The 25,432-nt window shown below is 72.1% G+C and carries 27 protein-coding genes; 14 read left to right on the top strand and 13 right to left on the bottom strand.

The window, feature by feature from the left end:
• Position 1 precedes the first annotated feature (1 nt).
• Entirely contained in the window at positions 2–1,504 is a 1,503-nt protein-coding gene (locus LXM90_RS05490) for an NAD(P)H-hydrate dehydratase (protein WP_234081974.1), read from the bottom strand.
• 194 nt (positions 1,505–1,698) lie between these two features.
• Here LXM90_RS05490 and LXM90_RS05485 point away from each other — a divergent pair, with 194 nt between their 5' ends.
• Together LXM90_RS05485 and LXM90_RS05480 are read left to right on the top strand one after the other, a co-directional pair.
• A complete protein-coding gene (locus LXM90_RS05485) occupies positions 1,699–2,037 on the top strand; it encodes a P-II family nitrogen regulator (RefSeq protein WP_003600526.1) in 339 nt (112 codons plus the stop codon).
• 184 nt (positions 2,038–2,221) lie between these two features.
• Complete coding sequence (locus LXM90_RS05480) at positions 2,222–2,401, top strand: DUF2735 domain-containing protein (protein WP_103984682.1); 180 nt, start codon at positions 2,222–2,224, stop codon at positions 2,399–2,401.
• A 267-nt stretch (positions 2,402–2,668) separates the two neighbouring features.
• On the opposite strand, the gene LXM90_RS05475 is transcribed toward LXM90_RS05480, so the two are convergent.
• Complete coding sequence (locus LXM90_RS05475) at positions 2,669–3,703, bottom strand: glutamine synthetase beta-grasp domain-containing protein (protein ID WP_012322031.1); 1,035 nt, start codon at positions 3,701–3,703, stop codon at positions 2,669–2,671.
• A 332-nt stretch (positions 3,704–4,035) separates the two neighbouring features.
• Between LXM90_RS05475 and glnA the strand changes: the two genes are divergently transcribed.
• Together glnA and LXM90_RS05465 are read left to right on the top strand one after the other, a co-directional pair.
• Positions 4,036–5,445: a type I glutamate--ammonia ligase gene (gene glnA / locus LXM90_RS05470; RefSeq protein WP_012322030.1), complete on the top strand. Its 1,410-nt coding sequence runs from the start codon at positions 4,036–4,038 to the stop codon at positions 5,443–5,445.
• A gap of 218 nt (positions 5,446–5,663) precedes the next feature.
• Complete coding sequence (locus tag LXM90_RS05465; protein ID WP_042672157.1) at positions 5,664–6,302, top strand: VOC family protein; 639 nt, start codon at positions 5,664–5,666, stop codon at positions 6,300–6,302.
• 164 nt (positions 6,303–6,466) lie between these two features.
• On the opposite strand, the gene LXM90_RS05460 is transcribed toward LXM90_RS05465, so the two are convergent.
• Complete coding sequence (locus LXM90_RS05460; RefSeq protein ID WP_020090768.1) at positions 6,467–7,090, bottom strand: ribonuclease D; 624 nt, start codon at positions 7,088–7,090, stop codon at positions 6,467–6,469.
• A gap of 98 nt (positions 7,091–7,188) precedes the next feature.
• Between LXM90_RS05460 and LXM90_RS05455 the strand changes: the two genes are divergently transcribed.
• Complete coding sequence (locus LXM90_RS05455) at positions 7,189–7,617, top strand: cupin domain-containing protein (protein WP_234081971.1); 429 nt, start codon at positions 7,189–7,191, stop codon at positions 7,615–7,617.
• A gap of 95 nt (positions 7,618–7,712) precedes the next feature.
• Complete coding sequence (locus tag LXM90_RS05450) at positions 7,713–8,939, top strand: glycerophosphodiester phosphodiesterase family protein (RefSeq protein ID WP_234081970.1); 1,227 nt, start codon at positions 7,713–7,715, stop codon at positions 8,937–8,939.
• Between the two features lie 220 nt (positions 8,940–9,159).
• Here the strand turns inward: LXM90_RS05450 and LXM90_RS05445 are convergent, their stop codons facing one another.
• The 4 genes from LXM90_RS05445 to LXM90_RS05430 all read right to left on the bottom strand — a co-directional run bounded on the left by LXM90_RS05445 (position 9,160) and on the right by LXM90_RS05430 (position 12,353).
• The gene (locus LXM90_RS05445) at positions 9,160–9,399 is read right to left on the bottom strand and encodes a hypothetical protein (RefSeq protein WP_234081969.1); all 240 of its coding nucleotides are present in this window, start codon (positions 9,397–9,399) and stop codon (positions 9,160–9,162) included.
• Positions 9,400–9,420: 21 nt separating this feature from the next.
• On the bottom strand, positions 9,421–9,897 hold the full coding sequence (locus tag LXM90_RS05440) for a hypothetical protein (protein ID WP_234081968.1): 477 nt from the start codon (positions 9,895–9,897) through the stop codon (positions 9,421–9,423).
• A 428-nt stretch (positions 9,898–10,325) separates the two neighbouring features.
• Positions 10,326–11,054: an acetoacetyl-CoA reductase gene (gene phbB, locus LXM90_RS05435; protein WP_020090774.1), complete on the bottom strand. Its 729-nt coding sequence runs from the start codon at positions 11,052–11,054 to the stop codon at positions 10,326–10,328.
• Between the two features lie 114 nt (positions 11,055–11,168).
• Positions 11,169–12,353 (bottom strand): acetyl-CoA C-acetyltransferase, encoded by a 1,185-nt coding sequence (locus LXM90_RS05430; RefSeq protein ID WP_056531524.1) that lies wholly within the window; start codon positions 12,351–12,353, stop codon positions 11,169–11,171.
• Positions 12,354–12,678: 325 nt separating this feature from the next.
• Between LXM90_RS05430 and phaR the strand changes: the two genes are divergently transcribed.
• Together phaR and LXM90_RS05420 are read left to right on the top strand one after the other, a co-directional pair.
• Positions 12,679–13,275 carry a polyhydroxyalkanoate synthesis repressor PhaR gene (phaR, locus tag LXM90_RS05425; protein WP_056531522.1) on the top strand — a complete coding sequence of 199 codons (597 nt, stop codon included), beginning with the start codon at positions 12,679–12,681 and terminating at the stop codon, positions 13,273–13,275.
• A 93-nt stretch (positions 13,276–13,368) separates the two neighbouring features.
• Positions 13,369–13,683 carry a hypothetical protein gene (locus LXM90_RS05420; protein WP_234081967.1) on the top strand — a complete coding sequence of 105 codons (315 nt, stop codon included), beginning with the start codon at positions 13,369–13,371 and terminating at the stop codon, positions 13,681–13,683.
• Between the two features lie 19 nt (positions 13,684–13,702).
• On the opposite strand, the gene rpmF is transcribed toward LXM90_RS05420, so the two are convergent.
• Positions 13,703–13,891, bottom strand: a complete 189-nt coding sequence (rpmF, locus tag LXM90_RS05415) for a 50S ribosomal protein L32 (protein ID WP_003601373.1) — start codon at positions 13,889–13,891, stop codon at positions 13,703–13,705.
• Positions 13,892–14,116: 225 nt separating this feature from the next.
• Between rpmF and LXM90_RS05410 the strand changes: the two genes are divergently transcribed.
• On the top strand, positions 14,117–14,476 hold the full coding sequence (locus tag LXM90_RS05410; protein WP_234081965.1) for a helix-hairpin-helix domain-containing protein: 360 nt from the start codon (positions 14,117–14,119) through the stop codon (positions 14,474–14,476).
• Between the two features lie 3 nt (positions 14,477–14,479).
• On the opposite strand, the gene LXM90_RS05405 is transcribed toward LXM90_RS05410, so the two are convergent.
• Complete coding sequence (locus LXM90_RS05405; protein ID WP_234081963.1) at positions 14,480–15,181, bottom strand: hypothetical protein; 702 nt, start codon at positions 15,179–15,181, stop codon at positions 14,480–14,482.
• Positions 15,178–15,480 carry a hypothetical protein gene (locus LXM90_RS05400; protein WP_056531515.1) on the bottom strand — a complete coding sequence of 101 codons (303 nt, stop codon included), beginning with the start codon at positions 15,478–15,480 and terminating at the stop codon, positions 15,178–15,180. The genes LXM90_RS05405 and LXM90_RS05400 overlap by 4 nt, the downstream gene beginning before the upstream one ends.
• 232 nt (positions 15,481–15,712) lie before the next feature.
• On the opposite strand from LXM90_RS05400, the gene LXM90_RS05395 reads away from it, so the two are divergent.
• Entirely contained in the window at positions 15,713–18,592 is a 2,880-nt protein-coding gene (locus tag LXM90_RS05395) for a phosphoenolpyruvate carboxylase (RefSeq protein WP_234081962.1), read from the top strand.
• Positions 18,593–18,601: 9 nt separating this feature from the next.
• Here LXM90_RS05395 and LXM90_RS05390 read toward each other — a convergent pair whose 3' ends face one another.
• Entirely contained in the window at positions 18,602–19,057 is a 456-nt protein-coding gene (locus LXM90_RS05390; protein WP_056531510.1) for an NfeD family protein, read from the bottom strand.
• A gap of 5 nt (positions 19,058–19,062) precedes the next feature.
• Positions 19,063–20,043, bottom strand: coding sequence for an SPFH domain-containing protein (locus LXM90_RS05385; RefSeq protein ID WP_056531508.1), 981 nt, complete (start codon positions 20,041–20,043; stop codon positions 19,063–19,065).
• Between the two features lie 330 nt (positions 20,044–20,373).
• Between LXM90_RS05385 and LXM90_RS05380 the strand changes: the two genes are divergently transcribed.
• From LXM90_RS05380 to LXM90_RS05370, 3 genes are all read left to right on the top strand, one after another.
• The gene (locus tag LXM90_RS05380; protein ID WP_020090784.1) at positions 20,374–21,468 is read left to right on the top strand and encodes a glycosyltransferase family 4 protein; all 1,095 of its coding nucleotides are present in this window, start codon (positions 20,374–20,376) and stop codon (positions 21,466–21,468) included.
• A 107-nt stretch (positions 21,469–21,575) separates the two neighbouring features.
• On the top strand, positions 21,576–22,670 hold the full coding sequence (locus LXM90_RS05375) for a glycosyltransferase (protein WP_020090785.1): 1,095 nt from the start codon (positions 21,576–21,578) through the stop codon (positions 22,668–22,670).
• Entirely contained in the window at positions 22,667–23,701 is a 1,035-nt protein-coding gene (locus tag LXM90_RS05370) for a glycosyl transferase (protein ID WP_020090786.1), read from the top strand. Before LXM90_RS05375 ends, LXM90_RS05370 begins: the two co-directional genes overlap by 4 nt.
• 72 nt (positions 23,702–23,773) lie before the next feature.
• Here the strand turns inward: LXM90_RS05370 and LXM90_RS05365 are convergent, their stop codons facing one another.
• Entirely contained in the window at positions 23,774–23,956 is a 183-nt protein-coding gene (locus LXM90_RS05365) for a hypothetical protein (protein ID WP_020090787.1), read from the bottom strand.
• 177 nt (positions 23,957–24,133) lie between these two features.
• On the opposite strand from LXM90_RS05365, the gene LXM90_RS05360 reads away from it, so the two are divergent.
• Positions 24,134–25,417 carry an efflux RND transporter periplasmic adaptor subunit gene (locus LXM90_RS05360; protein WP_081636434.1) on the top strand — a complete coding sequence of 428 codons (1,284 nt, stop codon included), beginning with the start codon at positions 24,134–24,136 and terminating at the stop codon, positions 25,415–25,417.
• The last annotated feature ends 15 nt before the right edge of the window (positions 25,418–25,432 follow it).

Below are 25,432 nucleotides of genomic sequence, written 5' to 3'. Positions count from 1 at the left end.
GTCAGCCCCCGGTCGACGCGACGAGGTCGCGCAGGACCGCCGGCATCAACTCGGGGATGTCCTCGGCGATCAGGCCCGGCCCGTGGCGCAGGCCCGCATCCCCGTGGAGCCAGACGCCGGCCGCGGCGGCCGCGAAGGGCTCCATGCCCTGCGCGAGCAGGCCGGCGATCAGGCCGCCGAGCACGTCCCCGGACCCGCCCGTCCCGAGATAGGGGCTGCCGTGGTCGTTGATGGCCGCACGGCCGTCGGGGGCCGCGATCACCGTGTCGGCCCCCTTGAAGACTACCACGGCACCGGTGAGCGCGGCCGCCGCGCGGGCCCGGGCGACCTTGTCGGCGCCCTCGGCCATCGCGTCCGTCCCGTCGAAGAGCCGCGCGAACTCGCCGGCATGCGGGGTCAGCACGGCCCGCGCGTCCCCGTCGGCGAGATGGGCGGCGAGCAGCGGCGCCTTGCCGGCGAAGCTCGTCAGCGCGTCGGCGTCGAGGACGAGGCCGCGCCCGGCCGCGGCCGCGACGGCCACGCGCTCCCGGGTCGGCTCGCCGGTGCCGAGCCCGGGTCCGGCCAGGATCACGTTCAGCCGCTCGTCGGTGAGCAGGTCGTCGAGGTCGTCGGCGCTCTCGCAGGGCCGCAGCATGATCGCCGTGAGGTGGGCGGCGTTCTCGGGCAGCGCGGCGGTCGGGGACGCGACGGTGACGAGCCCGGCCCCGACCCGCAGGGCGCCGCGGGCGGCGAGCCGGGCGGCGCCGGTCTTGGTGGCCGGCCCGGACAGGACCAGGGCGTGGCCGCGGGTGTACTTGTGGCTCGCGCCGGTGAGGCGCGGGAAGTCCCGGCCCCACAGGTCGGGCCCGTTCCGGTCGAGGGGCGCGCGGGCGGCCAGGCCCGCCTCCAGCGCCGCCGGGCCGGTCCCGATATCGGCGAGGCTGAGCTGGCCGCACAGGCCCCGCCCAGGCTGGAGCAGGTGCCCGGGCTTGAAGGTCACGAAGGTCACGGTCTCCACTGCCCGGATGGCGGCGCCGCGCACCGCGCCGGTATCGCCGTCGACCCCGCTCGGCACGTCGACGGCGAGCACCGGCATCCCGGCCTCGTTCACCGCCTCGACGAGCGCGCGGGCGGCGCCGTCGAGGTCGCGCGACAGGCCGGCGCCGAACAGGGCGTCGATCACGAGGTCGCCGGACGGCAGCGCGCCGCCCTCGGCCGGGTGCACCGGCCCCGTCCAGGCCGCGGCCGCGAGCGCGGCGTCCCCCGTCAGCGCCGACACCGCGCCGAGGCAGAGGAGTTCGACCGCGTAGCCGGCTTCGGCCAGCAGGCGCGCGGCCACGAAGCCGTCGCCGCCGTTGTTGCCCGGCCCGCACAGGACGACGACGCGGCCACCGGCCGGGAGCCTCGCCCGGGCGCGCCCGGCCACAGCGGCCCCGGCCGCCTCCATCAGCGTCAGGCCCGGCACGCCGCCCTCGATTGCCGCGGCATCGACCCGCCTCATTGCCGCAACCGTCAGCAACCGCATATCCGTCTCCGCCTCTGCCCGTGCACCGATCAGCCCTGACTAAAATCGCGCCAGATTCCGGTGAAGCGCTCTAAGGATGTGCGTGCATCGCACAGCAAATAGGCACTATGGTCGGACACGCCGCGAAAACGGCGTGGCGAAGGCGTCACGAGGATGTTAGAAATGCCAGGCACCGCAGCGCAGGCCCGAGCGGCATGAAGAAGATCGAAGCGATCATCAAGCCTTTCAAGCTCGACGAGGTGAAGGAGGCGCTCCAGGAGGTCGGCCTCCAGGGCATCACCGTCATCGAGGCGAAGGGTTTCGGCCGTCAGAAGGGCCACACGGAGCTCTACCGGGGCGCCGAGTACGTGGTCGACTTCCTGCCCAAGGTGAAGCTCGAGATCGTCCTGTCGGACGCCCTGGTCGAGGGCGCCGTGGAGGCGATCCGCAAGTCGGCCCAGACCGGGCGCATCGGCGACGGCAAGATCTTCGTCTCGACGATCGAGGAGGCGATCCGCATCCGCACAGGCGAGACCGGCACGGACGCGATCTGACCCGAGCCCGCCCGCGGTCCAGGACCGCCGGCGGCCGCGCACCGCGCGACACTGCCTAAGATTTCGCACTGCGCGAATGTCCGGCATCGGCGCCTCCGGCCCTGGAGCGCCGCTTCCCGCACCCCACATCATCGGGAACGACCGGCCCGACCGGCCGCTCGAACCGGATGCAGGAGGAAGTGCGATGGCCGCCACGGACCCGCGCGAGACCGCCAAGATCTACGATCTGTCCGCGTTCCGACGCGCGCGCGAGACCGCCCGGGCGGCTCCGGAGGCGAAGCCTTCGCCCGTGCCGAGCTTCGGCGGGGGCGCGTGGTACCACGAGGCCGCCATCCGCGAGGACGAGCGCCCGCGGCGGCCCTGAGGTGGAGGTAATTCGGGAGCGATGGTGCCCCTGCGGCCGTCGAGCGGGCCCGACGGGCTCCCTCACCCGACCCACTCATCCTGACGTGCCCGCGCCAGCGGGCCTCGAGAGGGCGCCCGACGGTCCGCGCGATCCCCGGAGGCCTCCGTCGAGGCCTGCGCCGCGCTCCAACCCCGAGGACGTGGTAGATCGGAAGCCCGTTACCCCGGAAACGGCGAAGCCGGACCCGAGGGCCCGGCTTCGTATCGTCTGTCGAAGCTCCGCGTCTTACGCGGCTGCAGCGGCCTCGGTCGGCACGGAAGCGATCGTCTTCAGCACCTGCGAGGCGATCTGGTAGGGGTCGCCCTGCGAGTTCGGACGGCGGTCCTCCAAGTAGCCCTTGTAGCCGTTGTTCACGAAGGAGTGCGGCACGCGGATCGAGGCGCCGCGGTCGGCCACGCCGTACGAGAACTCGTGGATCGAGGCGGTCTCGTGCTTGCCGGTCAGGCGCATGTGGTTGTCCGGACCGTAGACGGCGATGTGCTCCTCGCGGGCGTTCTTGAACGCCTCCATGAGCTTCTCGAAGTAGGCCTTGCCGCCGTGCTCGCGCATGAACGCAGTCGAGAAGTTGCAGTGCATGCCCGACCCGTTCCAGTCGGTGTCGCCGAGCGGCTTGCAGTGGTACTCGACGTCGATGCCGTACTTCTCGCAGAGGCGCTGCAGGAGGTAGCGGGCCATCCACATCTCGTCGGCGGCCTTCTTGGAGCCCTTGCCGAAGATCTGGAACTCCCACTGGCCCTTGGCCACCTCGGCGTTGATGCCCTCGTGGTTGATGCCGGCGTCGAGGCAGAGGTCGAGGTGCTCCTCGACGATCTTGCGGGCGACGTCGCCGACGTTCGAGTAGCCGACGCCGGTGTAGTACGGGCCCTGCGGCGCCGGGTAGCCGGAGGCCGGGAAGCCGAGCGGGCGGCCGTCCTTGTACAGGAAGTACTCCTGCTCGAAGCCGAACCAGGCGCCGGCATCGTCCAAGATGGTGGCGCGCTTGTTGGACTCGTGCGGGGTCACGCCGTCCGGCATCATCACTTCGCACATCACCAGCACGCCGTTCTTGCGGGCCGGGTCGGGGAAGTGGCGCACGGGCTTCAGCATGCAGTCGGAGCTGCCGCCCTCGGCCTGCTTGGTGGACGAGCCGTCGAAGCCCCACATCGGGAGCTGCTCGAGGGTCGGGAAGCTGTCGAATTCCTTGATCTGCGTCTTACCGCGGAGGTTCGGGGTCGGCGTGTACCCGTCGAGCCATATGTACTCGAGCTTGTATTTGGTCATTCCGGTTCTCTCGTCCGTATCGATGCGCGACCTGGGCAACCCGGGAAGACGCGAACGGCTTGCCGCCTCGTCGACGGCTGCGGCCGCAATTGCATGGATCGTGCCAGGAAGGCCATTGCCGGAGAACAACGGTGCCCTAGAAACGGAGCTGCCGATCACGGTTACGAGATCGGGTGCGCGAACGGGCCGATCGTCTCATCCGTCGGCCGATTCCGCTGTCCGGCGGGTGGCAAGGCACGCCCGCGCCGGATATCAAGCGCCGCTTGCCGGCGCGCGACCGCGTGCGGGTGCGCCACGAGAGCCGATTCAGAGATCCCTGGAGGATGCCCACGATGACGACTGCGGCCGAGGTGCTGAAGACGATCCGGGACAACGACGTGCGTTACGTGGACTTCCGGTTCACCGACCCGCGCGGCAAGTGGCAGCACGTCACGTTCGACGTGTCGCTCATCGACGAGGAGATCTTCGACGAGGGCACCATGTTCGACGGCTCCTCGATCGCCGGATGGAAGGCGATCAACGAGTCCGACATGCTGCTGATGCCGGATCCCGTCACCGCCACGCTGGACCCGTTCTTCTCGGCCGCGACCATGTCGATCGTCTGCGACGTGCTGGAGCCGGCCACCGGCGAGCCCTACGGCCGTGACCCGCGCGGCACCGCCAAGCGCGCCGAGGCCTACCTGCAGCAGACCGGCATCGGCGACACGATCTACGTCGGCCCCGAGGCCGAGTTCTTCGTGTTCGACGACGTGAAGTTCGGCGCCGACCCGTACCGCACGGGCTTCGAGCTCGACTCCACCGAATTGCCGACCAACGGCTTCACCGATTACGAGGGCGGCAACCTCGGCCACCGGGTCCAGACCAAGGGCGGCTACTTCCCGGTGCCGCCGCAGGACTCGGCGCAGGACATGCGCGGCGAGATGCTCGCGGCCATGCAGTCCATGGGCGTGAAGGTCGAGAAGCACCACCACGAGGTGGCCTCGGCCCAGCACGAGCTCGGCATGAAGTTCGACACGCTGACCCTGCTCGCCGACCACATGCAGATCTACAAGTACTGCATCCACAACGTCGCGCAGAGCTACGGCAAGTCCGCGACCTTCATGCCCAAGCCCGTCTACGGCGACAACGGCTCGGGCATGCACGTCCACCAGTCGATCTGGAAGGACGGCAAGCCGGTCTTCGCGGGCGACAAGTATGCCGGCCTGTCCCAGGAGTGCCTCTGGTACATCGGCGGCATCATCAAGCACGCCAAGGCGCTGAACGCCTTCACCAACCCGTCGACCAACTCGTACAAGCGCTTGGTGCCGGGCTACGAGGCGCCGGTGCTGCTCGCCTACTCGGCGCGCAACCGCTCGGCCTCCTGCCGCATCCCGTGGACCAAGAGCCCGAAGGCCAAGCGCGTCGAGGTCCGCTTCCCCGACCCGATGGCGAACCCCTACCTCGCCTTCTCGGCGCTGCTGATGGCCGGCCTCGACGGCATCCGCAACAAGATCGACCCGGGCCCGGCCATGGACAAGGACCTGTACGAACTGCCGCCGCGGGAGCTGAAGAAGATCCCGACCGTGTGCGGGTCGCTCCGGGAGGCCCTGAACAGCCTCGACAAGGACCGGGCCTTCCTCAAGGAGGGCGGCGTGTTCTCGGACGACCAGATCGACTCGTTCATCGAGCTGAAGATGACCGAGGTGCTGCGCTACGAGATGACGCCGCACCCGATCGAGTTCGTGCAGTACTACTCGCTGTGATGTGAGAGCCGGCCGGGCACGAGGCCCGGCCCGGCACGCACCTCCGGGCCGGGGCCTCTCGCGGGGCCCCGGCCTTTTTCTTGGGGACGCTCAGACGTTACCCCTCGCCACCTCACCCGAGGCAGCCCGTGAGCGCCGAGACCGGGTCGGGACCGGTGCGGTCCCGGGCATGCCCGGCGGCCGGCTGCATAGGTGCCCGCGCACACGGAGCCCGAACGATGCTCACCCTCGACCACCTCGTCGTCGTCGCGCCCGACCTCGCGGAGGGCGTGGCCCATGTGCGGGACTGCCTCGGCCTCGCCATGCCCGAGGGCGGTCGCCACCGCGAGATGGGCACGCGCAACCACCTGCTGCGCCTCGGCGACGCCCTGTTCCTAGAGGTGATCGCCGTCGATCCGGAGGCGCCGCCGCCGTCGGGCGCCCGCTGGTTCGGCCTCGGCGACGCGGCGCGGGTGCGGGCCGACTGGGATTCGGGCCGGCGGCTGCGCGGCTTCGTCGCCCGCGCGGACGATCTCGACGGCCTCCTCGCCGCGCACGGCGCGCTCCTCGGCGCGGCGGCGACGATGACCCGGGGCGACCTGTCCTGGCGCTTCGCGGTGCCCCCGGGCGGGGCGTGGCCGGCGGACGGTGCCGCGCCCTGCGCGATGGCGTGGGGACCGCGCGGCAATCCCGCCGCGACGATGCCGGATCTCGGCGCCGGTCTGGAGGCGCTCGTCCTAACGGATCCGGATCCCGACGCCGTCGCGGGGCTTCACGCGGCGCTGGGCCTCGTCGCTCCACCGCAGGTTGTGGCCGGCCGGGGCCCGCGCTGGACCGCCCGGATCAGCACGCCGTCGGGTCCGCGGAACCTGACCTGAGGGCGACGGACCCTCCTCGCCGGCCTGATCGGGTGGGCGACCGGCGAGGAGGGCCTGGCCGGGACTCGGAAGCCCAGGCAGCCACAACCTACCAGCGACTTATCGCGGTGCGGTGACAGGAAAGTCTCACTCCGCACAGGAAGTGTGCAGGCCCCGCCGGACGATCAGGTGTGCGCGAAGATGTCGGTCTCGGGCCAGCCGTCGAGGTCGAGGCGCGCCCGCGTCGGCAGGAAGCCGAAGCAGGCGGACGCGAGGTCGGTACGACCCTCCCGGGCCAGCATCGCGTCGAGCCGCTCCCGGGCCGCGTGGAGGTGGAGGACGTCCGAGGCCGCGTAGTCGAGCTGGGCCTGCGACAGGGTCTCGGCGCCCCAGTCCGAGGATTGCTGCTGCTTCGACAGGTCGACGCCGACCAGCTCGCGGACCACGTCCTTCAGCCCGTGGCGATCCGTGTAGGTGCGCGCGAGCTTCGAGGCGATCTTGGTGCAGTAGACCGGGCTCGGCATCACGCCGAGGGCCCTGTACAGGACCGCCACGTCGAACCGCGCGAAGTGGAAGATCTTCAGGATGCCGGGATCGGCCAGGACCCGCTTGAGCACGACCGGCTCCGGCCCGTCCTGCGGGATCTGCACCACGTCGGCCGTGCCGTCGCCGGTGGAGAGCTGCACCACGCAGAGGCGGTCCCGATGCGGGTTGAGACCGAGCGTCTCGGTGTCGATGGCCACCGCCCGCCCCGCGTCGTAGGTGGCGGGCAGGTCGCCGCGGTGGAGACGTACGGTCGGGCTCGGCATCGTTCTCGGACCTTGCGGGTTTTCGGCCGGTAGCATCGGTGCCAAGTGCCGGCAAGCCGCGGACGATCCGCGCGGCCGGGACCGACAGGGAGCTGGACATGACGGCAGCCGAGGTGATCGCGACTCTGGGGTTGAAGCCCCATCCGGAGGGCGGCCATTACCGCGAGACGTTCCGCGATCCACGGACCGTCGACGGCCGTTCGGTCGGCACCGCGATCTACTTCCTGCTCGATCTCGGCGAGGTCTCGGCGTGGCACCGGGTCGACGCCACCGAGATCTGGCACTGGCACGCCGGCGCGCCGCTGGTGATCACCACGAGCCCCAACGGGCACGACGCCGAGGCCCGGCATCTCGGGCCGAACCTCGCCGCCGGGCAGCGCCCGCAATGCGTCGTGCCGGCCGGCCACTGGCAGACCGCCACCAGCCTGGGCGCCTGGACGCTCGTCGGCTGCACGGTCTCGCCGGGCTTCGACTTCGCCGGCTTCGAGATGGCGCCGCCCGATTGGCGGCCGACGCCGCGCGGATGATCCGCCGCTATCATGGCGGCGGCGCGCCGGGGCGTGCGGGGTCACGCCCCTGTCACCGTCCCCCTCTACCGGCGGCCTGAAACGGGAGGTTCGCGATGCGTGCGATCATGTTGGGGCTGGGGCTGCTTCTGGGAGCGGGCGCCGCGCTCGCCGGCGAGGCCGCCCAGCTCGGCCCCCGGCCCTTCTATCTCGTCGACCAGCTGAAGCCCGGCCCGCTCAAGGACAGGCTCGCCGCCTGCGGCGTCGACCGGACCTACACGCCCCGGACCTTCTCGATCTCGCACCGCGGCGCGCCGCTGATGTTTCCCGAACACACCCGGGAGGGCCTGCTCGCCGCGTACCGGATGGGCGCCGGGATCATCGAGTGCGACGTGGCCTTCACCAAGGACCGCCAGCTCGTCTGCCGCCACAGCCAGTGCGACCTGCACACGACCACCGACATCCTCGCCCGGCCCGAGCTCGCGGCGAAGTGCACGCAGGGCTTCACGCCGGCCGACCCGGCCAACGGGCGGAAGGCCTCGGCCAAGTGCTGCACCAGCGACCTGACGCTGGACGAATTCAAGTCGCTGAACGGGAAGATGGACGCGTCCGACCCGGACGCCACCACGGTGGCGGCCTACATGAACGCCACGCCGCGCTGGCGCACCGACCTCTACGCCGGCACCGGCACGCTGATGTCGCACAAGGAGTACATCGCGCTGGTGAAGGGGATGGGGCGGAAATTCACCCCCGAGCTGAAGGCGCCCCAGGTCCCGATGCCGTTCCAGGGCACCTACACGCAGGACATGTACGCCCAGCAGCTGGTCGAAGAGTACCGGGAGGCCGGGATCCCGGCCTCCGACGTCTACCCGCAGAGCTTCCAGCTCCGCGACATCCTCTACTGGTTGGAGAAGGATCCGGAATTCGGCCGCCAGGCGATCTTCCTCGACGACCGGGACGAGACCGCGAAGGGCTTCGACCCGGAGAAGCCCGCCACGTGGCAGCCCGGCATGGCCGAGCTCGCCCGGAAGGGCGTGAAGATCCTGGCGCCGCCGCTGTGGATGCTGGTCCGGCCCGGCCCGGACGGGACGATCGAGCCCTCGACCTACGCCCGGGAGGCCAAGGCGGCCGGGCTGGGGCTGATCGCGTGGTCGCTGGAGCGCTCGGGCCCCCTGAAGGGCGGCGGCGGGTACTATTACCAGTCGATCAAGCCGGTGGTCACCGGCGACGGCGACATCCTGCGGCTGCTCGACGTCCTGCACGGTCAGGTGGGCGTGCTGGGGGTCTTCTCCGACTGGCCCGCGACCACGACCTTCTACGCCAACTGCGTCGGCGCTCCTTAGCGCCGCCGCTCAGTCGGCCCAGAGGGCCACGAGGGAGAAGAGGCCGGCCATCACGAAGTTCACGATCAGGAAGCCGGTGATGATGAGGGCGAGCGTCATGGTGGCCTCGGAGGCGGCGCGGTCTGGGGGATGGGTGCGCGGCGCGGCCAGGTCTTCGTGGACCTGCGCCGCCCGCCGATGAGCCCCGCGGCGCGACCGCGGGGGCATGCGTGGTGTCCGTCTAGTACGGGCTCAGCACGTAGAGGAGGTTGGACAGGTACTCGCCGTTCAGCGGCTTCCAGCCGAGCCGCCGCCGGATCAGGCCGTACCCCGCGCAGGTCAGCGCGGCGGAGCCGAGAACGGCCAGCGTGAACCACACGAGGCTGGCGGTCGCGAACCCGACGGCGATGCCGATCAGGGCCACCGTCACGAAGATGATCTGGCTCGGGTTGCGCGGGCCGCGCGTCGTCATGTCGGACATGGGAACCTCCCTCGATCCGGATCAGCGGGCGCGGCAGTTCGGGCCGTACCAAGTCATGGTCCGGCGATCCATGCCGCCGTCCGAGGAGGCGCCGCAGACGGGGAACCGCGCGTCGCCGGTGCGCTGCAGGCTCATGACCTTGTAGAGGTCCTGCTGGGCCTCGCGGCGGCGGTTCTGCTCGGCGAGCTGCGCCTGCCAGTACAGGTTGCTGTTGGACTGGGCGACGGCGCGCTGCTGGTGGAGCCCCATCATGCACTCGGCGAAGCCGTCGGTGCCGGGCTCGAAGCCGAAAGCGTAGCACTGGTTCTGATCCAGCGCGTGGCGCTCCTGCGGGGTGACGCAGGCCGCCAGCCCCAGGGCACAGGCCGCCGCGAGCCCGAGCTTCGCGATTGCGGGCAGCCCGGAGCGGTCGTCACGGATCGCGGTCGTGCGGGAAGAACAATTCTGGCTCGCGCCGATAAACTGAACGCCGAATTTACCGTGAAACCAGTTGTTCATGATCCTCAGGACCTCGATTTCTATCGGCAGGACCATCCGTGAGCCGATGGAAGGAGGTCTATACGAGGCCGTTCGAATTGTTCGTGTCTCAGAACACGCGGGCCGGCGGCTCGATCGCTGCCCGCAATGCCCGTTATCCCGCCCGACGCGCGATTCCGCACGCGGGGAAGGACTTTCGTCACGCTTGATGGGTCGGATGGTCCGGGCCCGCGACCACGGCCGGCGGCGCGCGCGGCGCGTGGGCCGAACCGGCGCGGCCCGGGACGGTCGCCGGCAGGTGGGGCCGGCGCGGGGAGCGCCGTCGTCGGGCTCGGCCGCGCGGAGTGTCGGAAGGAACGCTCACCGGACGGAGAGTTGCGCGTCCGGCGCGGTGGGGCGGCTCGCCCACAGGGCGGGCGCGCCGGGTCGAACCGGCGCGCCCGCGGCGATCAGACGAAGTGCTGGCCGCCGTTGATGGTCAGCGTCGAGCCGTTCACGAAGCCGGCCTCGTCGCTCGCCAGATACTCGACCGCGTGGGCGATCTCGTCGGCCTCGCCGAGGCGGCCGGTCGGGATCGTGGAGATGATCTTGTTGCGGATATCCTCCGCCACCGCCATCACCATCTCGGTGGCGATGTAGCCCGGCGCCACCACGTTGACCGTGATGCCCTTCGAGGCGCTCTCCTGCGCGAGCGCCTTGGCGAAGCCGATCACACCGGCCTTGGCGGCCGAGTAGTTGGTCTGCCCGGCCTGGCCCTTCTGGCCGTTAATCGACGAGATGATGATGATGCGGCCGAAGTTGCGGCTGCGCATGCCCTCGATCAGCGGACGGGTGCAGGTGAACATCGAGTCGAGGTTGGTCTTGATGACCGCCTGCCACTTCTCGAACGTCATCTTGTGGAAGGCACCGTCCCGGGTGATGCCGGCGTTGTTCACCAGGATGTCCACCGGGCCGAGCTCGGCCTCGATCGCTTTGATGCCGGCCTCGCAGCTCGCGAGATCGCCCACGTCGAACTTGAAGACGGGGATGCCGGTCTCGGCCTTGAAGGCGTTGGCCGCCTCGTCGTTGCCGGCGTAGTTGGCGGCGACCTTGTAGCCCTTGTCCTTGAGCCGCTTCGAGATCGCCGCGCCGATGCCGCGGGTGCCGCCCGTCACGAGGGCGACGCGTCCTTGAGCCATTGTTTCCTCCTGTTCGCATCACTTGATGCCGCGTGCGGATGGCGTCCGCACGCGATTTTTTCTGACTTCGGCCTTAAGTCTATGTTGTGGGCCGATACTGTCGTGACAGACCGATCAGGTCCGCTCGACGCACATCGCCACGCCCATGCCGCCGCCGATGCAGAGCGTGGCGAGGCCCTTCTTGGCGTCGCGGCGCTTCATCTCGTGGAGCAGGGTGACGAGGACGCGGGCGCCCGAGGCCCCGATCGGGTGGCCGATGGCGATGGCGCCGCCGTTGACGTTCACCTTCGCGTCGTCCCAGCCCATGTCCTTGTTCACGGCCAGCGCCTGGGCCGCGAAGGCCTCGTTGGCCTCGATCAGGTCGAGGTCGGACGGCTTCCAGCCGGCCTTCTCCAGGGCCTTGCGCGAGGCCGGGATCGGGCCGGTGCCCATCACCTTCGGGTCGACGCCCGCGGTCGCCCAGGACTTGATCCGGGCGAGCGGGGTCAGGCCGCGGCGCTCGGCCTCCGAGGCCGACATCAGCACCAAGGCGGCGGCGCCGTCGTTGAGGCCCGAGGCGTTGGCGGCCGTGACGGTGCCGTCCTTGGTGAAGGCCGGCTTCAGCTTGCCCATCGCCTCCAGGGTGGCGCCGTCGCGGATGTACTCGTCGGTGTCGACGACCGTGTCGCCCTTCTTGCCCGGCACCGTGACGGGGACGATCTCGTCCTTGAACCGGCCCTCCTTGCGGGCGGCCTCGGCCTTGTTCTGCGAGCGGGTCGCGAACTGGTCCTGCTGCTCGCGGGTGAGCTGGAAGGCCTGGGCGACGTTCTCGGCGGTCTGGCCCATGTGGTAGCCGTTGAAGGCGTCCCAGAGCCCGTCCTTGATCATGGTGTCGACGAGCTTCACGTCGCCCATCTTCTGGCCGCCGCGCAGGTACTGCGCGTGGGGCGACAGCGACATCGATTCCTGGCCGCCGGCCACGATGACCTTGGCGTCGCCGTTGGCGATCTGCTGCATGCCGATCGCGACCGTGCGCAGGCCCGAGCCGCAGACCTGGTTGAGGCCCCAGGCGGTGGCCTTCTCGGGGATGCCGGCCTTGATGGCGGCCTGCCGGGCGGGGTTCTGGCCGGCGCCCGCGGTGAGGACCTGGCCGAAGATCACCTCGTCCACCTCGTCGGGCGAGACCTTGGCGCGCTCCAGGGCGGCCTTGATCGCCGTCGCGCCGAGCTCGTGGGCCGGCACCGCCCCGAAGGCGCCGCCGAACGAGCCGACCGGCGTGCGCGCCGCCCCGACGATGACGATCTCTTCGCTGCCTGCCATGTGAACGTTCTCCTCTCGCGAGCCGGCGCGCCTTCCACGTCCCGGGGCGCGCTCTGTGCCGGCCCTGGGATGAAGGGCCTGAGGTGGGCGAAGTCAAGGTTGTGGATCAACGCGCCAAACGCGCCGATGACGCGACCGCGAGACTGAAATGGCGCGACCGCCCCGACCGCTCTGCATTATTCTGCGTTGAACAGCTGCAGTTTGCTGTTTTCTGCGCCCGGGGAAGGCTTTAAGGATCGTGTTGCGGGCGCGAAGACAGCCCCCGTCAGACAGCACCGCGCGTCTGCAACGCCCCCCGGTCCCGAGTCCAGAAAGGCCGTTCCCGATGGCGGATACCGTCAAGGCCACCCAGACCGTCATCAAGAAGTACGCCAACCGGCGCCTCTATCACACCGGCACCTCGACGTACGTGACGCTGGAGGACCTCGCCACGATGGTGCAGAACGGCGAGGATTTCGTCGTCTACGACGCGCGCACGGGCGACGACATCACCCGCTCGGTCCTGACGCAGATCATCTTCGAGCAGGAGAACAAGGCCGGCGCCGAGAACCTGCTCCCGGTGGCGTTCCTGCGCCAGCTGATCCGCTTCTACGGCGACAGCATGCGCACGATGGTGCCGAGCTTCCTCGAATTCTCGATGGCGAACTTCGCCAAGGACCAGGACGGCCTGCGCGAGAAGTTCGCCCAGAGCTTCGGCCCGGCGGCGTTCCAGAACGCCATCGAGCAGCAGGTGCGCACCAACATGAACTTCTTCGGCGATGCCATGAAGATGTTCACGGGCTTCGCCCCGCCCGCGCCGGGAGCCCAGCCGACCGCGCCGGCCGCGACTCAGCCCGCGACCTACGGGGGCGGCGAGCTGGACGATCTCAAGCGCCAGATGCTGGAGATGCAGCAGCGCCTGGAGGCGCTCGCGAAAAAGTAATTCGGCCGGACCGACCGGACGAAGGGTTGACGATCGGTAAACGTCGGCCCCACCTTTGCGACACGGGCACGGAAACGTGCGGAGAATGTGCGCATGGTGCGTATCGGAACAGTCAGCCGTCTCGGCCCGACACAGGTCCGCTCCACCCGGCGCGCGCCGGTCCCGGACGCGGACACCTCCCCCGAGACGGCGCGGACGGAGGTCCAGGCGCTCGCCCTGATCGACGGGGGCCGGTCCGATGAGCCGCCCGCCCCCCTGACAGCGGAACGCGCGGCCGCGGGGAGACCCCGCGCCGGCTTCATCGCGCAGTTGCTGATGGCGGGCGATCCGACGCTGCTGCCGTCGCGCCTGGAACGGACCCGGATGGCCGCCGCGCGCTACGCGGAGGCCGCGCGGCGCCTCGCCTGAGGCGCCGCCCTCGCGAGGCTCAGGCCTCGGCCGACTTCACCTTCAGGACCTGACGGCCGCGGTACATGCCGGTCTTCAGGTCGATGTGGTGCGGACGGCGCAGCTCGCCGGAATCCTTGTCCTCGACGTAGGTCGGCGCCTTGAGGGCGTCGGCCGAGCGGCGCATGCCGCGGCGGGAGGGGGAGGTCTTTCGCTTCGGAACGGCCATGGCAGGATCCTTCGTGACGCCGCGGACAAAGCGGCGCGCGGGCGGCTCCTCGATCGAGGATCGCCACGCACACCGCGGGATACGGATGAGGCCGGGCTTATAGCTCCGGCGCCGGCCCGTGACTAGGGGTGCCGGACCACAACCGTTAAGGGCGGGTTCAAGCGGAGCGGCGCAGATCTGGCCGGACGGCACCGCGGTGCGGGCCGCGCCTCTCGGGAGAACGCCATGGCTTCCTCCACCAAGACCCTCGCCCTCCTCGCCCTCCTGTCGAGCCTCGTCGCGACCCCGGCCCTGGCGCAGGCGCCGCAGGCGCCGACGACCGCGGCACCGACGGCCCCCGCGAAGCCCGCCGCCCCGAGCGCGCCCGTCGCCGGATCGCCGAACGCCGCCAAGGGGGCGCTGATCGATCTCAACAGCGCCAGCACCGAGGAGCTCGACGCGCTGCCCGGCATCGGCGCGGCGCGCGCGGCCGCGATCATCAAGGGACGGCCGTATCGCGGGAAGGACGATCTCGTCTCGAAGAAGATCATCCCGCAGAGCGTCTACGACGGCATCAAGGACAAGGTCATCGCCAAGCAGAAGTAGCCGCTACTCGGCGATCGCCCCCTGGGGCATGGAGAAGCCGGGAGGCGTCTTCGGGGCCGCGGCCTTCGGTGCCGCCTGGCGGGGCGCCTTCTTGCGGGCCTCGGCCTTCGGCACCTTCGGCGCCTTGACGGCGGGCGGCGCCTCGCAGGCGCGGAAGGTCAGCTGCGCCAGGGGCGTCCCCTCCTCGCTGACGATCGCGATCGGGTCGGGGAAGGTCGGGAGCGTCGGCTCCCAGTGGATCGGGCTGCCCAGCATCGCCTCGACACCCGACGCGGCGCCGCCGCGCCGCAGCGTGGTGAAATCGGGCCCGTAGGCCGTGGCGACCTTTCCGGCGATCACGACCTGGAGAACCTCGTTCACCTCGGGCGTGAGCGGCCTGAGCGGGTTCGTCGTGCGGACCTGCCCGGCCCGCGTGATCACCATCTTGAACCCCTTGGCGCTCTCGAAGCGGGCCGCCTGCGTCCCGCAGGGCTGCTCGAGGGTCGGGCCGGCGGCGGGCGTAGGGCTCGCCGCCTGAGGGGCGGCTTGGCCCGGCGGCGCCGTCGCGGCGGCCGCGGCCGGCGCAGGCGCGACTTGCGCGGGCGAAGCCTGGGGAGGCGCGGCCGGCGCCGGCTTGCCGGCAGGCGCGGCGGTCGCCTGCATCGTCGACAGGCAGAGAGGACCGGCGAGCAGCAGCCCGGCCACCCCGCGCGCGCATCGCTTCATCGCCCGGCTCCCGGCGGATCTCCGCGGAGCGCCGCGTCGCGCTGCGTCCGGTCGAGGGCGCGGATCGGCTCCAGTTCGATCGCGTCCAGATCGAGCACGCGCGGGTCGAGCACCTGGGCGCTGCGGTCGATCGGGCTCTTGCGCGGTCCGACCGAGCCGAGGACGAGGTCCTCGTCCTCGATGTCGAGTTCGGAACCCATGCGCAGGGGCTCGCGCCGGCCGCGCGCCGCCATCGCGGCCACGGCGACGATGGCGACAGCGAAGACCAGAATAGCCAGGATGATGAACAGGCGCTCCATCAGGAGGTCAGCTCTAGCCTGCGGTTCAGGCCGCCGCCACCCCATCCCATCGTCGATATCGCCCCGCCGCGTCGCGGTTGTGTTCCCCGTCACGTCCCCGGTCACGTCCCCGGTCACGTCCCCGGTCACGTCCTCGGTCAGTAGCCGATCAGTCCCGGGTCACGTGCGGAACGCTCCTTGCGTGGGCCGGCGGACCGGGTAGATGCGGGCAGACCGGAGCCGGGACCGACCGATGCAGCACGAGCCGAGCCGCGAGCCCGAGGAACTGGAGGCGCACCTCCTCGGACTGATCGAGGCCGCCCGGGATCAGGCCCGGGAGGACCCGTTCCGCAATCCCGTCCTGGCGGTGACCCTGGCGATCACCCGGCGCTTCGACCGGAACGAGATCTCGACGGGCGACCTGGACGGCCTGTTCGTGCGCCTGCGTGCCGCAGCGCTGGCGGCGCGGGCGGAACGGCTGCGGGCCTATGTCGGGCTCGATGCCGGGCCGGAGGATCCGCAGGCGGCGATCCCCGCGCGGCTCGTGGCGGCGGCACCCGACCGGCCGGACGGCGTCGAGGCCTTCGCGGCCCTGATCCACCGCACCGCCTTCGCGGTGGTGTTCACGGCCCACCCCACCTTCGGCATGCCCCGAGCCGTCGCGGGCCTCCTCGCCGAGGCCGCGAGCCTGCCCGACGCCAGGGACCGCGCAGGGCTGGTCGCGCGCGCGGCGGCCCTGTCGACCCGGCCGGACGCGCCGATCACCCTGGATGTCGAGTTCGAGCAGGCCTGCGCGGCGGCCAATAACGGCCGGCTCGCCCTCGACGCCTTCAACGGCGCCCTGCTCGACGCCGCCCGCGCCCGCTGGCCCGACCGCTGGACCGAGCTGACGCCCCGCCCCTTCGCCATCGCCAGCTGGGTCGGCTGCGACACCGACGGGCGCACCGATATCGGCTGGTGGGACACCCTGCGCTACCGGCTGATCTCGAAGCGCATGCAGTTCGACCGGGTGATGCGCGACCTGCCCGAGATCCCCGCCTGCCGCGAGGTCCGGGCCCTCGCGGAGAACGCCCTGGCGGCCGTGAACCGCCAGCTCACCGTGGCGCCGCGCCTCGGCGACCAGCCGTCCCTGGAGGCGGTGCACCGCTTCGCCCTGGCCCTCATCATCGAGCGGGAGCGCGCCCAGACCGATGCCGGCGCCCTCGTCGCCGCGCTGACCAAGGCCCTGGAGGCCGCCGACGACGCGGCCGACCAGCGCCGGATCGCCGTCCTGCGCGCGGGCGTCGCGACGCACGGCCTGTCGAACGCCCTGCCGCATTTCCGGCTGAACGCCAGCCAGATCCACAACGCGGTGCGGCGGGTGATCGACCTGGAGGGCGAGCCCACCGACGCGGCCCGCCGCCGCTCGCACCTCGCGACGATCCACACGCTGCTGAACGACGTCCGCCCGGTGGCGGTCGATTTCGGGGCGCTCGCGGCCGAGCGGGCCTCGGCGGCGCGGCTGATGATGACGATCGCCCAGATCCTCAAGCACGTGGACGGCACCCATCCGGTGCGCTTCCTCATCGCCGAGACCGAGACCGGCTACACCCTGCTCGCCGCCCTCTGGCTCGCGCGCCACTACGGCATCGCCGACAAGCTCGAGATCACGCCGCTGTTCGAGACGGCGAGCGCGCTGGAGCAGGGCATCCGGGTGCTCGACGACGCCCTGCGCAACCCGCACTGGCGGCAGTACCTGAAGCGCATCGGCCGGCTCACCGTGCAGTTCGGCTACTCCGATTCGGGCCGCTACGTCGGCCAGCTCGCGGCGACCTTCTGGATCGAGCGGCTGCGGCTGCGCATCACCGAGATGCTGGTCCAGAACGGCCTGTCCGACGTCGAGCTCGCGATCTTCGACACGCACGGCGAATCGATCGGGCGCGGCGCGCATCCGACCTCCCTGCGCGACCGCCTCGCCTACCTCGCCCCGGAGGATGCCCGGGACCGGGCCCGCAAGGCCGGCATCCGCGTCCGGCTCGAATCGAGCTTCCAGGGCACCGACGGCTACCTGCTGTACGGCACCGAGGCGCTGGCGCGCGCCAGCGTCGCCCGCATCGCCGAGCACGTCTACGCGCTCGACGTGACGGAGGAGGACTCGTTCTCGGACTACGCCCTGAACGACCGACCGAGGGCCTCCGACGGCAAGGTCGACCCGATCTACGCCGAGCCGGATTTCGCCCTCGAATTCTTCACCGCAGCCCGCCAGGACATGGAGTCGCTGGTCGACGACCCGGGCTACGCGGCGCTCCTCGGCACCTTCGGCCCGAGTCTGATCGACCGGACCGGGTCGCGCCCGGTGGCGCGCCAGACCGACAATGGCGGCCCTGCGCGGATCACCCATCCGCGCCAGATGCGGGCGATCCCCAACAACGCGATCCTGCACCAGCTCGGCTTCCTGGCGAACTCCCTCCACGGGATCGGCCGGGCGGCCCAGCGCGGCCCCGACCTGTTCCGCGAGATGCGGCGCGATTCGGTGCGCTTCTCCCGGGCCTTCCGGCTGGTCCAGCACGCCGCCTCAGTCGGCGACCTCGACGTGCTACGGGCCTACATCGACACCCTCGACCCGGCCGTGTGGCTGGAGCGGGCGCGGCGCACCCAGAAGGATTTCCGCCGGGACGAGCTGGTGGTGATCTCGGGGGCGCTGGAGCGCCTCGACCTCGCCCCCGCGCTGCGGAACCTGTTCGGACGCCTGACCCGGGACTGGCTCGCCCTGAGCGCGGCCGCCCCGGACCTGCCCGCCATGTCGGCCCGGCTGACGCTGCTCCACGCCCTGCGCCTCGCGCTGATCCACCGGATCTGGTTCCTGGCGGTGCACATCCCGGGCTTCCGGCCGCAGGCGGGCATCTCCCGCGAGCAGCTGCTGGAGCGCTTCCTGCGGCTGGACATCGACGGCTGCCTGAAGCTCCTCGACGCGATCTTCCCGGTGACGCCGGACCCGACGCTCGGCCTCAATTTCGGCGAGCCGGCCGGCCCGCGCGACGTCGGCACCTACGAGGCGGAGCACGCCAACCTGTTCCAGCCGATCCGCCGGATGTTCGATCAGGTGCGGGAGATCTCGGGGATGATCCAGCACGAGGTCGGGGCGTTCGGGTAGGCGCGGTCCTCAGGCCGCCTCCACCCGCAGGACCGTGCCGCCGATCCCGGTGACGCGCACCCGGCGACCGGCGGGCAGGTCGGGCCCCTCGACCCGCCACAGCGTGTCGTCGAAGCGGATCCGGCCCGCGCCCCGCACGATCGGCTCGTCGAGCACGCCCTCGCGCCCGATCAGGCCGCGGTCGGCGCGGTTCAGGTCCGGCCCGGCCCGCCTGCCGCGGTGCTGGAGGCGGGCCGCGAGCGCCACCAAGGCGACGGCGAGACCGGCGAACAGCAGGGTCTGGCCCTGCCAGGGCATGGGCAGCGCCGCGGCCGCGAGGCCGGTCGCGACGGCGGCGAGGCCGAGCCAGATCAGGAACACGCCGGGCAGCAGGATCTCGGCACCGGCGAGCACGAGGCCGGCGATGACCCAGCTCCAGGCCGCCCCGAGGGCCCCGAGGGTTCCGGCGAGGGAATCGAGCGTCACCGGCGTCAGGCCCGCGGCGCCGCGACGTTCGGCGGGGTCCCGGTGCGCCGGGGCGCGGCGGCGCCGTCGCCGAAGACCGTGCGGGTGAGCTCGCCGATGCCGCCGAGCGTGCCGGCGAGGGCCGCCGCCTCGATCGGCACCACCACGACCCGCTGGTTCGGCGCGGTGGCGATCGCCCGCACCGCGTCGACGTACTTCTCGGCCACGAGGAAGTTCGCCGCCGCGATGTCGCCCTCGGCGATCGCCCGGCTGACCATCCCGGTCGCCGCCGCCTCGGCCTCGGCCGAGCGCTCCCGCGCCTCCGCGTCGCGGAACGCGGCCTCGCGCCGGCCCTCCGCCTCCAGGATCGCCGATTGCTTGCGCCCCTCGGCCCGCAGGATCTCGGCGGCGCGCTGCCCCTCCGCCTCCAAGATCGAGGCGCGCTTCTCGCGCTCGGCCTTCATCTGCCGGGCCATCGCCCCCGCGAGGTCGGCCGGGAGCACGATGTCCTTGATCTCGATCCGGTTGATCTTGACGCCCCAGGGCGAGGCCGCCGCGTCCATCACCCGGAGCAGGCGCTCGTTGATCTCGTCGCGGTGGGCGAGGAGCTGGTCGAGATCCATCGAGCCGACCACGGTGCGGATGTTGGTCATGGTCAGGGTCGTGGCCGCGAGGTCGAGGCTCGAGACCTCGTAGGAGGCGCGCGCCGCGTCGAGCACTTGGTAGAACACCACCGCGTCGATGGTGACGCCGGCATTGTCGCGGGTGAAGGCCTGCTGGCTCGGCACGTCGATGACCTGCTCCATCACGTTGACCTTGCGGCCGATCCGCTCGACGAAGGGCGTGATCAGGCCCAGGCCGGCGTCGAGGCTGCGGGCGTAGCGGCCGAAGCGCTCCACCGTGTAGACGTGGCCCTGGGGCACGATCTTCACGCCCGCGGCCAGGGTGATGATCGCCAGCACCGCCAAGCCCACGGCGAACACGCTCAGCCCCAACGGAAGCCCCATCGACACCCCTCCCCTGACGGCGCCACGGCCGGCGCGGCCGCGCAGCCTAACAGGCCGATCGGGGCTCCGCGACCGCGTGTCCGCGGGGCAGCCCGGAGGCGTGCCGCGCCGCGGCGTGAACGGTCACCCGCGGATGTCGATCATCAATGGTTCAGGCCGCCGCGCTTAGGAAGCCGGCAAGCGTCGCGTTCGTCGTCGCTCGGACCCCGTCAACGCAACGCTTGTTGAAGAAATATTCGGCATGATCCCCGCCACCCTCGCTGCGGAAAGAAGTCCTTTCGCGCCGCTGCGGGCGGCAGAAATCCCCACCCAACCGGACTCGGTGCGCGCGTGAAGATCGCTGTCCTCGCACATCTGAAATACCCGATCGGCCAGCCCTACGCCGGCGGCCTGGAGATGCACACGCATCTCCTGACCGTCGCGCTGAAGCGGCACGGGCACGACGTCACGCTGTTCGCGAGCCGCGGGTCCGACCCGGCGCTCGACCCGGTCATGCTCTGCGATCCGACCGGGGACGCGCTCCTCGACCCGGAGCGGGAGGAGGCGATCGACCGGGAGGAGGAGGACGCCTACCGGCGCATGATGGAGATGGTCGCGGCCGGAGGCTTCGATCTCGTCCACAACAACGCGCTGCACGCCCTGCCGCTGCGCGAGAGCGCCCGGCTCGGCCTGCCCTGGGTCACCGTGCTGCACACGCCGCCCTTCGACTCCCTGGTCGGCGGCGTCGTCCAGGCCGACCCCGACATGGCCTTCCTGGCGGTGTCCCCGTCGCTGGCGCAGGAATGGGCGCATCTCGTGCCCGGCGCCCAGGTGGTCGACAACGGCGTGGACCTCTCGACCTTCGCGTTCTCACACGCTGCCGACGATACGCCCTTCGCCTTCTGGTCGGGCCGGATCGTGCCCGAGAAGGGGCTGCACCTCGCGATCGACGCGGCGCGCGCCGCCGGGCTGCCGCTGACCTTCGCGGGTCCCAAGCTCAATCCCGGCTACTGGGCCGCAGAGATCGCCCCGCGTCTCGGGCCGGACCTGACGCATCTCGGCCATCTCTCCCACCGGGACCTCGCCCATCATCTCGGCCGGGCCCGCGTGGCGATCGTCTCGCCCCGCTGGGAGGAGCCCTTCGGCCTCGTCGTGGCGGAGGCCCTGGCCTGCGGCACGCCGGTCGCCGCCTTCCGGCGCGGCGCCATGCCCGACATCCTGGACGCGTCCTGCGGCCGCCTCGCCCGCCCGGACGACCCGCAGGATCTCTCGGTGGCGATCCGGGAGGCCGCCGGCCTGTCGCGCCGGGCCTGTCGCGACCGCGCCGAGGCGCTCTACGATGCCGCCGCCATGACCGGGCGCTACCTGGAGGCCTACGACGCCGTGATCGCGCGCTGCGCCGAGCGGGCGCGGCCGGCCCTGCGCGTCGCCGGAGGACGCGGCTGAACGGCGCGGATCCGCGCGCCGCAATCCGCACCCGAGCCCGGAGCCCGGCGGCATGACGGGCCGCCCACGACCTCCGCGGCGCACGAGGGTGCCACGGGAGACCTGCCATGACCACCGACGCCGACCATCCGGCCCCACCGCCCTGCGTCGTCTGCATCCCCGCCCGGAACGAGGCCGAGCGCCTGCCGCGCCTGCTCGCCTCCCTGGCCGCGCAGAACGGCGTCTCGGCGCGGGCGCCCCTGCGCGTCGTGGTGCTGGCCAACAACTGCACGGACGGGACCGTCCAGGCGGTGCGGGACGTTGAGGCCTCGGGCATCCTCGCGACCCTGACCCTCCGGCTGATCGCGGTCGAGCTCGGCGGCGCGGACGCCCATGTCGGCACGGCGCGGCGCATGGCGCTCGATGCCGGGGCCGAGTGGCTGGAGGCGGACGGGGAGCCGGACGGCATCCTCCTCACCACCGACGCGGATGCCCGCCTGCCGGCCGAGTGGGTCGCGGCCAACCTCCGCGCGCTGGAGGCCGCCGACATCGTCGGTGGCCGGCTGGTGATCGACGACGACGGCACGCCGGACCCCGCCCTGACGGACCTGCACGCGCGCATCGAGCGCTACTGGTCCGGCGTCCGACGCCTGGAGGATCTGCTCGACCCGCCGCCCTACGATCCCGCCCCCCGTCACGGCGACCATACCGGCGCGAGCCTCGCCGTTCCCGCGATCCTGTACCGGGCGGTCGGCGGGCTGCCGGCGCTGCCCTGCGGCGAGGACAACGCCCTCGTCGGGCTGCTGCGCGCCAACGGCGCGCGCCTGCGCCACTGCCCGGACGTGCAGGTGCTGGTCTCGTCCCGCCACCAGGGGCGGGTCTCGGGCGGCATGGCCACCGAGATGCTGCGCCGGACCCGCGTCCTCGACGGGGAGGCCTACCTGCTGCCGGAGGCCGCGCACTGGCAGGCGCTGATCCTGCGCCGCGCGGCCCTGCGCCGGGCCTTCCACCTCGACCCGCAGGCCCGCGCCGCGGCCTGCGCACGGCTCGGTCTCGACGCCGACGACCTCGCCGCCGTCGGGGCCTGCCCGAACGACATCGCCTTCGTGGAGCGGGCCGACCGGATCCTCGAGTCGCGCAGCCCGCCGGCGCGGGACTGCGCCCTCGACCAGGCGGTCGCCGATCTCGACGCCCTCGCGTCGTCCCTGAGGGACGCCGCGTGACCCGGGGCATCGGCTGGTACGTCCATCACCAGGGCGCCGGCCATCTCCAGCGGGCCCGGGCCGTCGCCCGCGCCCTGGACCGGCCCTGCACGATCCTCGGGACGCTGGCCGGGTTCGACACCGCCGGCCTCGACATCGTCGACCTGCCCGACGACCGCCCCCTCGGCGACGGAGCCTTCGACGGCCGGGACGGCGCGACCGGGCGGCCCGAGGCCCTGCACTACGCGCCGCTCAACCATCCGGGGGTCCGCGCGCGGATGGCGCGCATCGCCGCCTGGGCGGAGCGGGCCGAGCCGGCCCTCCTGGTCGTCGACGTCTCGGTGGAGGTGGCGCTCCTGGCGCGCCTCCTGTCGGTGCCGACCCTGGTGGTGCGGCTCGCGGGGACGCGGACCGACCGGCCGCATCTGGAGGCCTTCCGCGGCGCGACGCGGCTGCTGGCCCCCTTCCCCGCGGCGCTCGACGGCGCGGCCGTGCCGGACTGGGTCCGGGCCAAGACGCTCTACGCGGGCTTCCTGGGCGCGCCGGCGCAGGCCCCGATCGAGGCGGGACGCGAGATCGTGGTCGTGTTCGGCCGCGGCGGCGCGGGGGGCGACCTCGGGGATCTCGCCGCGGCCGCGCGGGCGGTGCCGGACCGGCCGTGGCACGTGTTGGGACCGGTATCAGGCTCGGGCGCCGTCCCCGGCAACCTGCACCTGCACGGCTGGGTCCCGGACGTCGAGGCGCGGGTCGCCCGGGCGGCTTTGCTGGTGGGCGGCGGCGGCGACGGCGTGGTCGCCCTGGCGGCCGCGCAGCGGAAGCGTTTCGTCTGCCTCCCGGAGGAGCGTGCCTACGGGGAGCAGACCGAGAAGGCTGAGGCTCTGGCCCGGCTCGGGGCCGCGATCGTTCATCCCGGCTGGCCCTCGGCCGCGGCGTGGCCTGGCCTCATCGCGGCGGCCCGCGCCATCGACCCATCGGTGATCGGCGGCCTGCACGACCCGGACGCGGTCCGGACCTGCGCCGCGACGATCCAGACCCTGATCGCGGATCTCTGAACGGCCGGGCCGCGACGGAGCGGGCGGTCGCCGCGCCGGCGCGGGTGCCTCAGTCCGCACTCATGTCCGGACTCAGGAGATCAGGTCGAGCTTCGCGGCCTCGATCCCGTCGGCGCGGATCGTGTCCGGCAGGGACGAGAAGTCGCGATAGCCCGCCTCGCGCGCCATGGCGTCGAGGGCCGTCTGCTCGTCGTCGGCCGCCCCCGTCCAGAGCACCGCGCCGCTCTTCGTCTGCCTAATCTGGAAAATGCTCATCGACCCCTCCCCGGTCCCGAGAAGACCATCGGCCTATTAACGTCGCTATTCGTGGCTGGTTGCAGGTTGAGCGCCGTGAACGGCCGCGCTCCGGCCGCCCCGATCACCTGCGGCGCGAGGCCCGGCGACGGCCCCGCCGGATGGCGCTATGCTCGACCTCCGGTGGAGTGGCTCGCCATGAAAACGCCGACCTGCCCAGCGAGGGAGAGGCAATACCAGTCCAGCGCCGATTGCGAGGCCCCCGTCGTGAACTCCGTCCGTTGGCGCGCGCCCCGCCTCACTCTCCTGTGCGGGCTCGCGATCCTCGCCGGGGCGCCGGCCAGGGCCGTCGAGACCGCCGCCGTTCCCGACGCGGCCGCCATCGCGCCCGCCGTCACCGTGGTCCCGGCCGAGAACCGCGAGATCGTCGAGCGGGCGGTCGTTACCGGCACGCTGGTCCCACGCGACGAGATCCTCGTCTCCCCGGAGGTCGAGGGCCTGCGCATCACCGATCTCCTCGTCGAGGAGGGCGACCGCGTCACCAAGGGACAGGTTCTCGCCAAGCTGTCGCTGGAGATGATCGTCACCCAGGAGGCCTCGAACGCCGCGGCGATCGCCCGGGCCGAGGCGGCCATCGTCCAGGCCCAGAGCCAGATCGTCCAGGCGGAGGCGGCCAACGTCGAAGCCAAGCAGTCGCTGGAGCGGGCCCAGGCGCTCGCCAAGACCGGGAACGCAACCGCGGCCGTGCTGGAACAGCGCGTCTCGGCGGCGCAGGGGGCGGAAGGGCGCCTCGCCGCCGCCAGGGGCGGCCTGCAATCGGCCCAGGCCGACCTCGCCACCGCCCGGGCGGCCGGCGCCGAGATCGCCCTGCGGCGTGCCCGCACCGATATCCGGGCGCCGGAGGCCGGCATCGTCAATCGCCGCACCGCCCGGATCGGCGCCACAGCCACCGCGGTGGGCGAGCCGCTGTTCCGGCTGATCGCCCGGGGCGAGATCGAGTTGGAAGGCGAGGTGCCGGAGACGTCGCTGGCGCGCATCCACGTCGGCAACCCGGCGAGCCTCGACCTCGATGACGGCCGCCGCCTCGCCGGCAAGGTTCGCCGGGTCTACCCGGAGGTCGACCGGGCCACGCGGCTCGGCAAGGTGCGCATCCGCCTCGGCGACGATCCGGCCCTGCGCATCGGCGCCTTCGCGCGCGGCAACGTCGAGATCGCGCGCCGCACCGGCGTCGCCGTGCCGGTCTCCAGCCTGCTCTACGCGGCCGACGGCCGCGCCAGCGTCCTCGTGGTGAAGGACGGGCGCGTCGAGGCGCGGCCCGTGGCCGCGGGGCTCTCGGCCGACGGCTTCACCGAGCTCCGCTCCGGCGTCGCGGCCGGCGAGAGCGTCGTGGCCCGCGCGGGGAGCTTCCTGCGCGACGGCGACCGGGTGCGCCCCGTGCCGGCGCCCACCAGCACGCCGATCGCCGACGCGGCCCCGCGGTAGGACGAGTCGAAGGAT

It is taken from the genome of Methylobacterium oryzae (assembly GCF_021398735.1).
GTDB lineage: Bacteria > Pseudomonadota > Alphaproteobacteria > Rhizobiales > Beijerinckiaceae > Methylobacterium.
This window is presented reverse-complemented; position numbering and strand designations above follow the sequence as displayed.

Bases quoted from the DNA above. Each gene is read 5' to 3' on its own strand.
- LXM90_RS05490 (WP_234081974.1), bottom strand. From the start codon at position 1,504: ATGCGGTTGCTGACGGTTGCGGCAATGAGGCGGGTCGATGCCGCGGCA.
- LXM90_RS05485 (WP_003600526.1), top strand. From the start codon at position 1,699: ATGAAGAAGATCGAAGCGATCATCAAGCCTTTCAAGCTCGACGAGGTG.
- LXM90_RS05480 (WP_103984682.1), top strand. From the start codon at position 2,222: ATGGCCGCCACGGACCCGCGCGAGACCGCCAAGATCTACGATCTGTCC.
- LXM90_RS05475 (WP_012322031.1), bottom strand. From the start codon at position 3,703: ATGACCAAATACAAGCTCGAGTACATATGGCTCGACGGGTACACGCCG.
- glnA (WP_012322030.1), top strand. From the start codon at position 4,036: ATGACGACTGCGGCCGAGGTGCTGAAGACGATCCGGGACAACGACGTG.
- LXM90_RS05465 (WP_042672157.1), top strand. From the start codon at position 5,664: ATGCTCACCCTCGACCACCTCGTCGTCGTCGCGCCCGACCTCGCGGAG.
- LXM90_RS05460 (WP_020090768.1), bottom strand. From the start codon at position 7,090: ATGCCGAGCCCGACCGTACGTCTCCACCGCGGCGACCTGCCCGCCACC.
- LXM90_RS05455 (WP_234081971.1), top strand. From the start codon at position 7,189: ATGACGGCAGCCGAGGTGATCGCGACTCTGGGGTTGAAGCCCCATCCG.
- LXM90_RS05450 (WP_234081970.1), top strand. From the start codon at position 7,713: ATGCGTGCGATCATGTTGGGGCTGGGGCTGCTTCTGGGAGCGGGCGCC.
- LXM90_RS05445 (WP_234081969.1), bottom strand. From the start codon at position 9,399: ATGTCCGACATGACGACGCGCGGCCCGCGCAACCCGAGCCAGATCATC.
- LXM90_RS05440 (WP_234081968.1), bottom strand. From the start codon at position 9,897: ATGAACAACTGGTTTCACGGTAAATTCGGCGTTCAGTTTATCGGCGCG.
- phbB (WP_020090774.1), bottom strand. From the start codon at position 11,054: ATGGCTCAAGGACGCGTCGCCCTCGTGACGGGCGGCACCCGCGGCATC.
- LXM90_RS05430 (WP_056531524.1), bottom strand. From the start codon at position 12,353: ATGGCAGGCAGCGAAGAGATCGTCATCGTCGGGGCGGCGCGCACGCCG.
- phaR (WP_056531522.1), top strand. From the start codon at position 12,679: ATGGCGGATACCGTCAAGGCCACCCAGACCGTCATCAAGAAGTACGCC.
- LXM90_RS05420 (WP_234081967.1), top strand. From the start codon at position 13,369: ATGGTGCGTATCGGAACAGTCAGCCGTCTCGGCCCGACACAGGTCCGC.
- rpmF (WP_003601373.1), bottom strand. From the start codon at position 13,891: ATGGCCGTTCCGAAGCGAAAGACCTCCCCCTCCCGCCGCGGCATGCGC.
- LXM90_RS05410 (WP_234081965.1), top strand. From the start codon at position 14,117: ATGGCTTCCTCCACCAAGACCCTCGCCCTCCTCGCCCTCCTGTCGAGC.
- LXM90_RS05405 (WP_234081963.1), bottom strand. From the start codon at position 15,181: ATGAAGCGATGCGCGCGCGGGGTGGCCGGGCTGCTGCTCGCCGGTCCT.
- LXM90_RS05400 (WP_056531515.1), bottom strand. From the start codon at position 15,480: ATGGAGCGCCTGTTCATCATCCTGGCTATTCTGGTCTTCGCTGTCGCC.
- LXM90_RS05395 (WP_234081962.1), top strand. From the start codon at position 15,713: ATGCAGCACGAGCCGAGCCGCGAGCCCGAGGAACTGGAGGCGCACCTC.
- LXM90_RS05385 (WP_056531508.1), bottom strand. From the start codon at position 20,043: ATGGGGCTTCCGTTGGGGCTGAGCGTGTTCGCCGTGGGCTTGGCGGTG.
- LXM90_RS05375 (WP_020090785.1), top strand. From the start codon at position 21,576: ATGACCACCGACGCCGACCATCCGGCCCCACCGCCCTGCGTCGTCTGC.
- LXM90_RS05365 (WP_020090787.1), bottom strand. From the start codon at position 23,956: ATGAGCATTTTCCAGATTAGGCAGACGAAGAGCGGCGCGGTGCTCTGG.
- LXM90_RS05360 (WP_081636434.1), top strand. From the start codon at position 24,134: ATGAAAACGCCGACCTGCCCAGCGAGGGAGAGGCAATACCAGTCCAGC.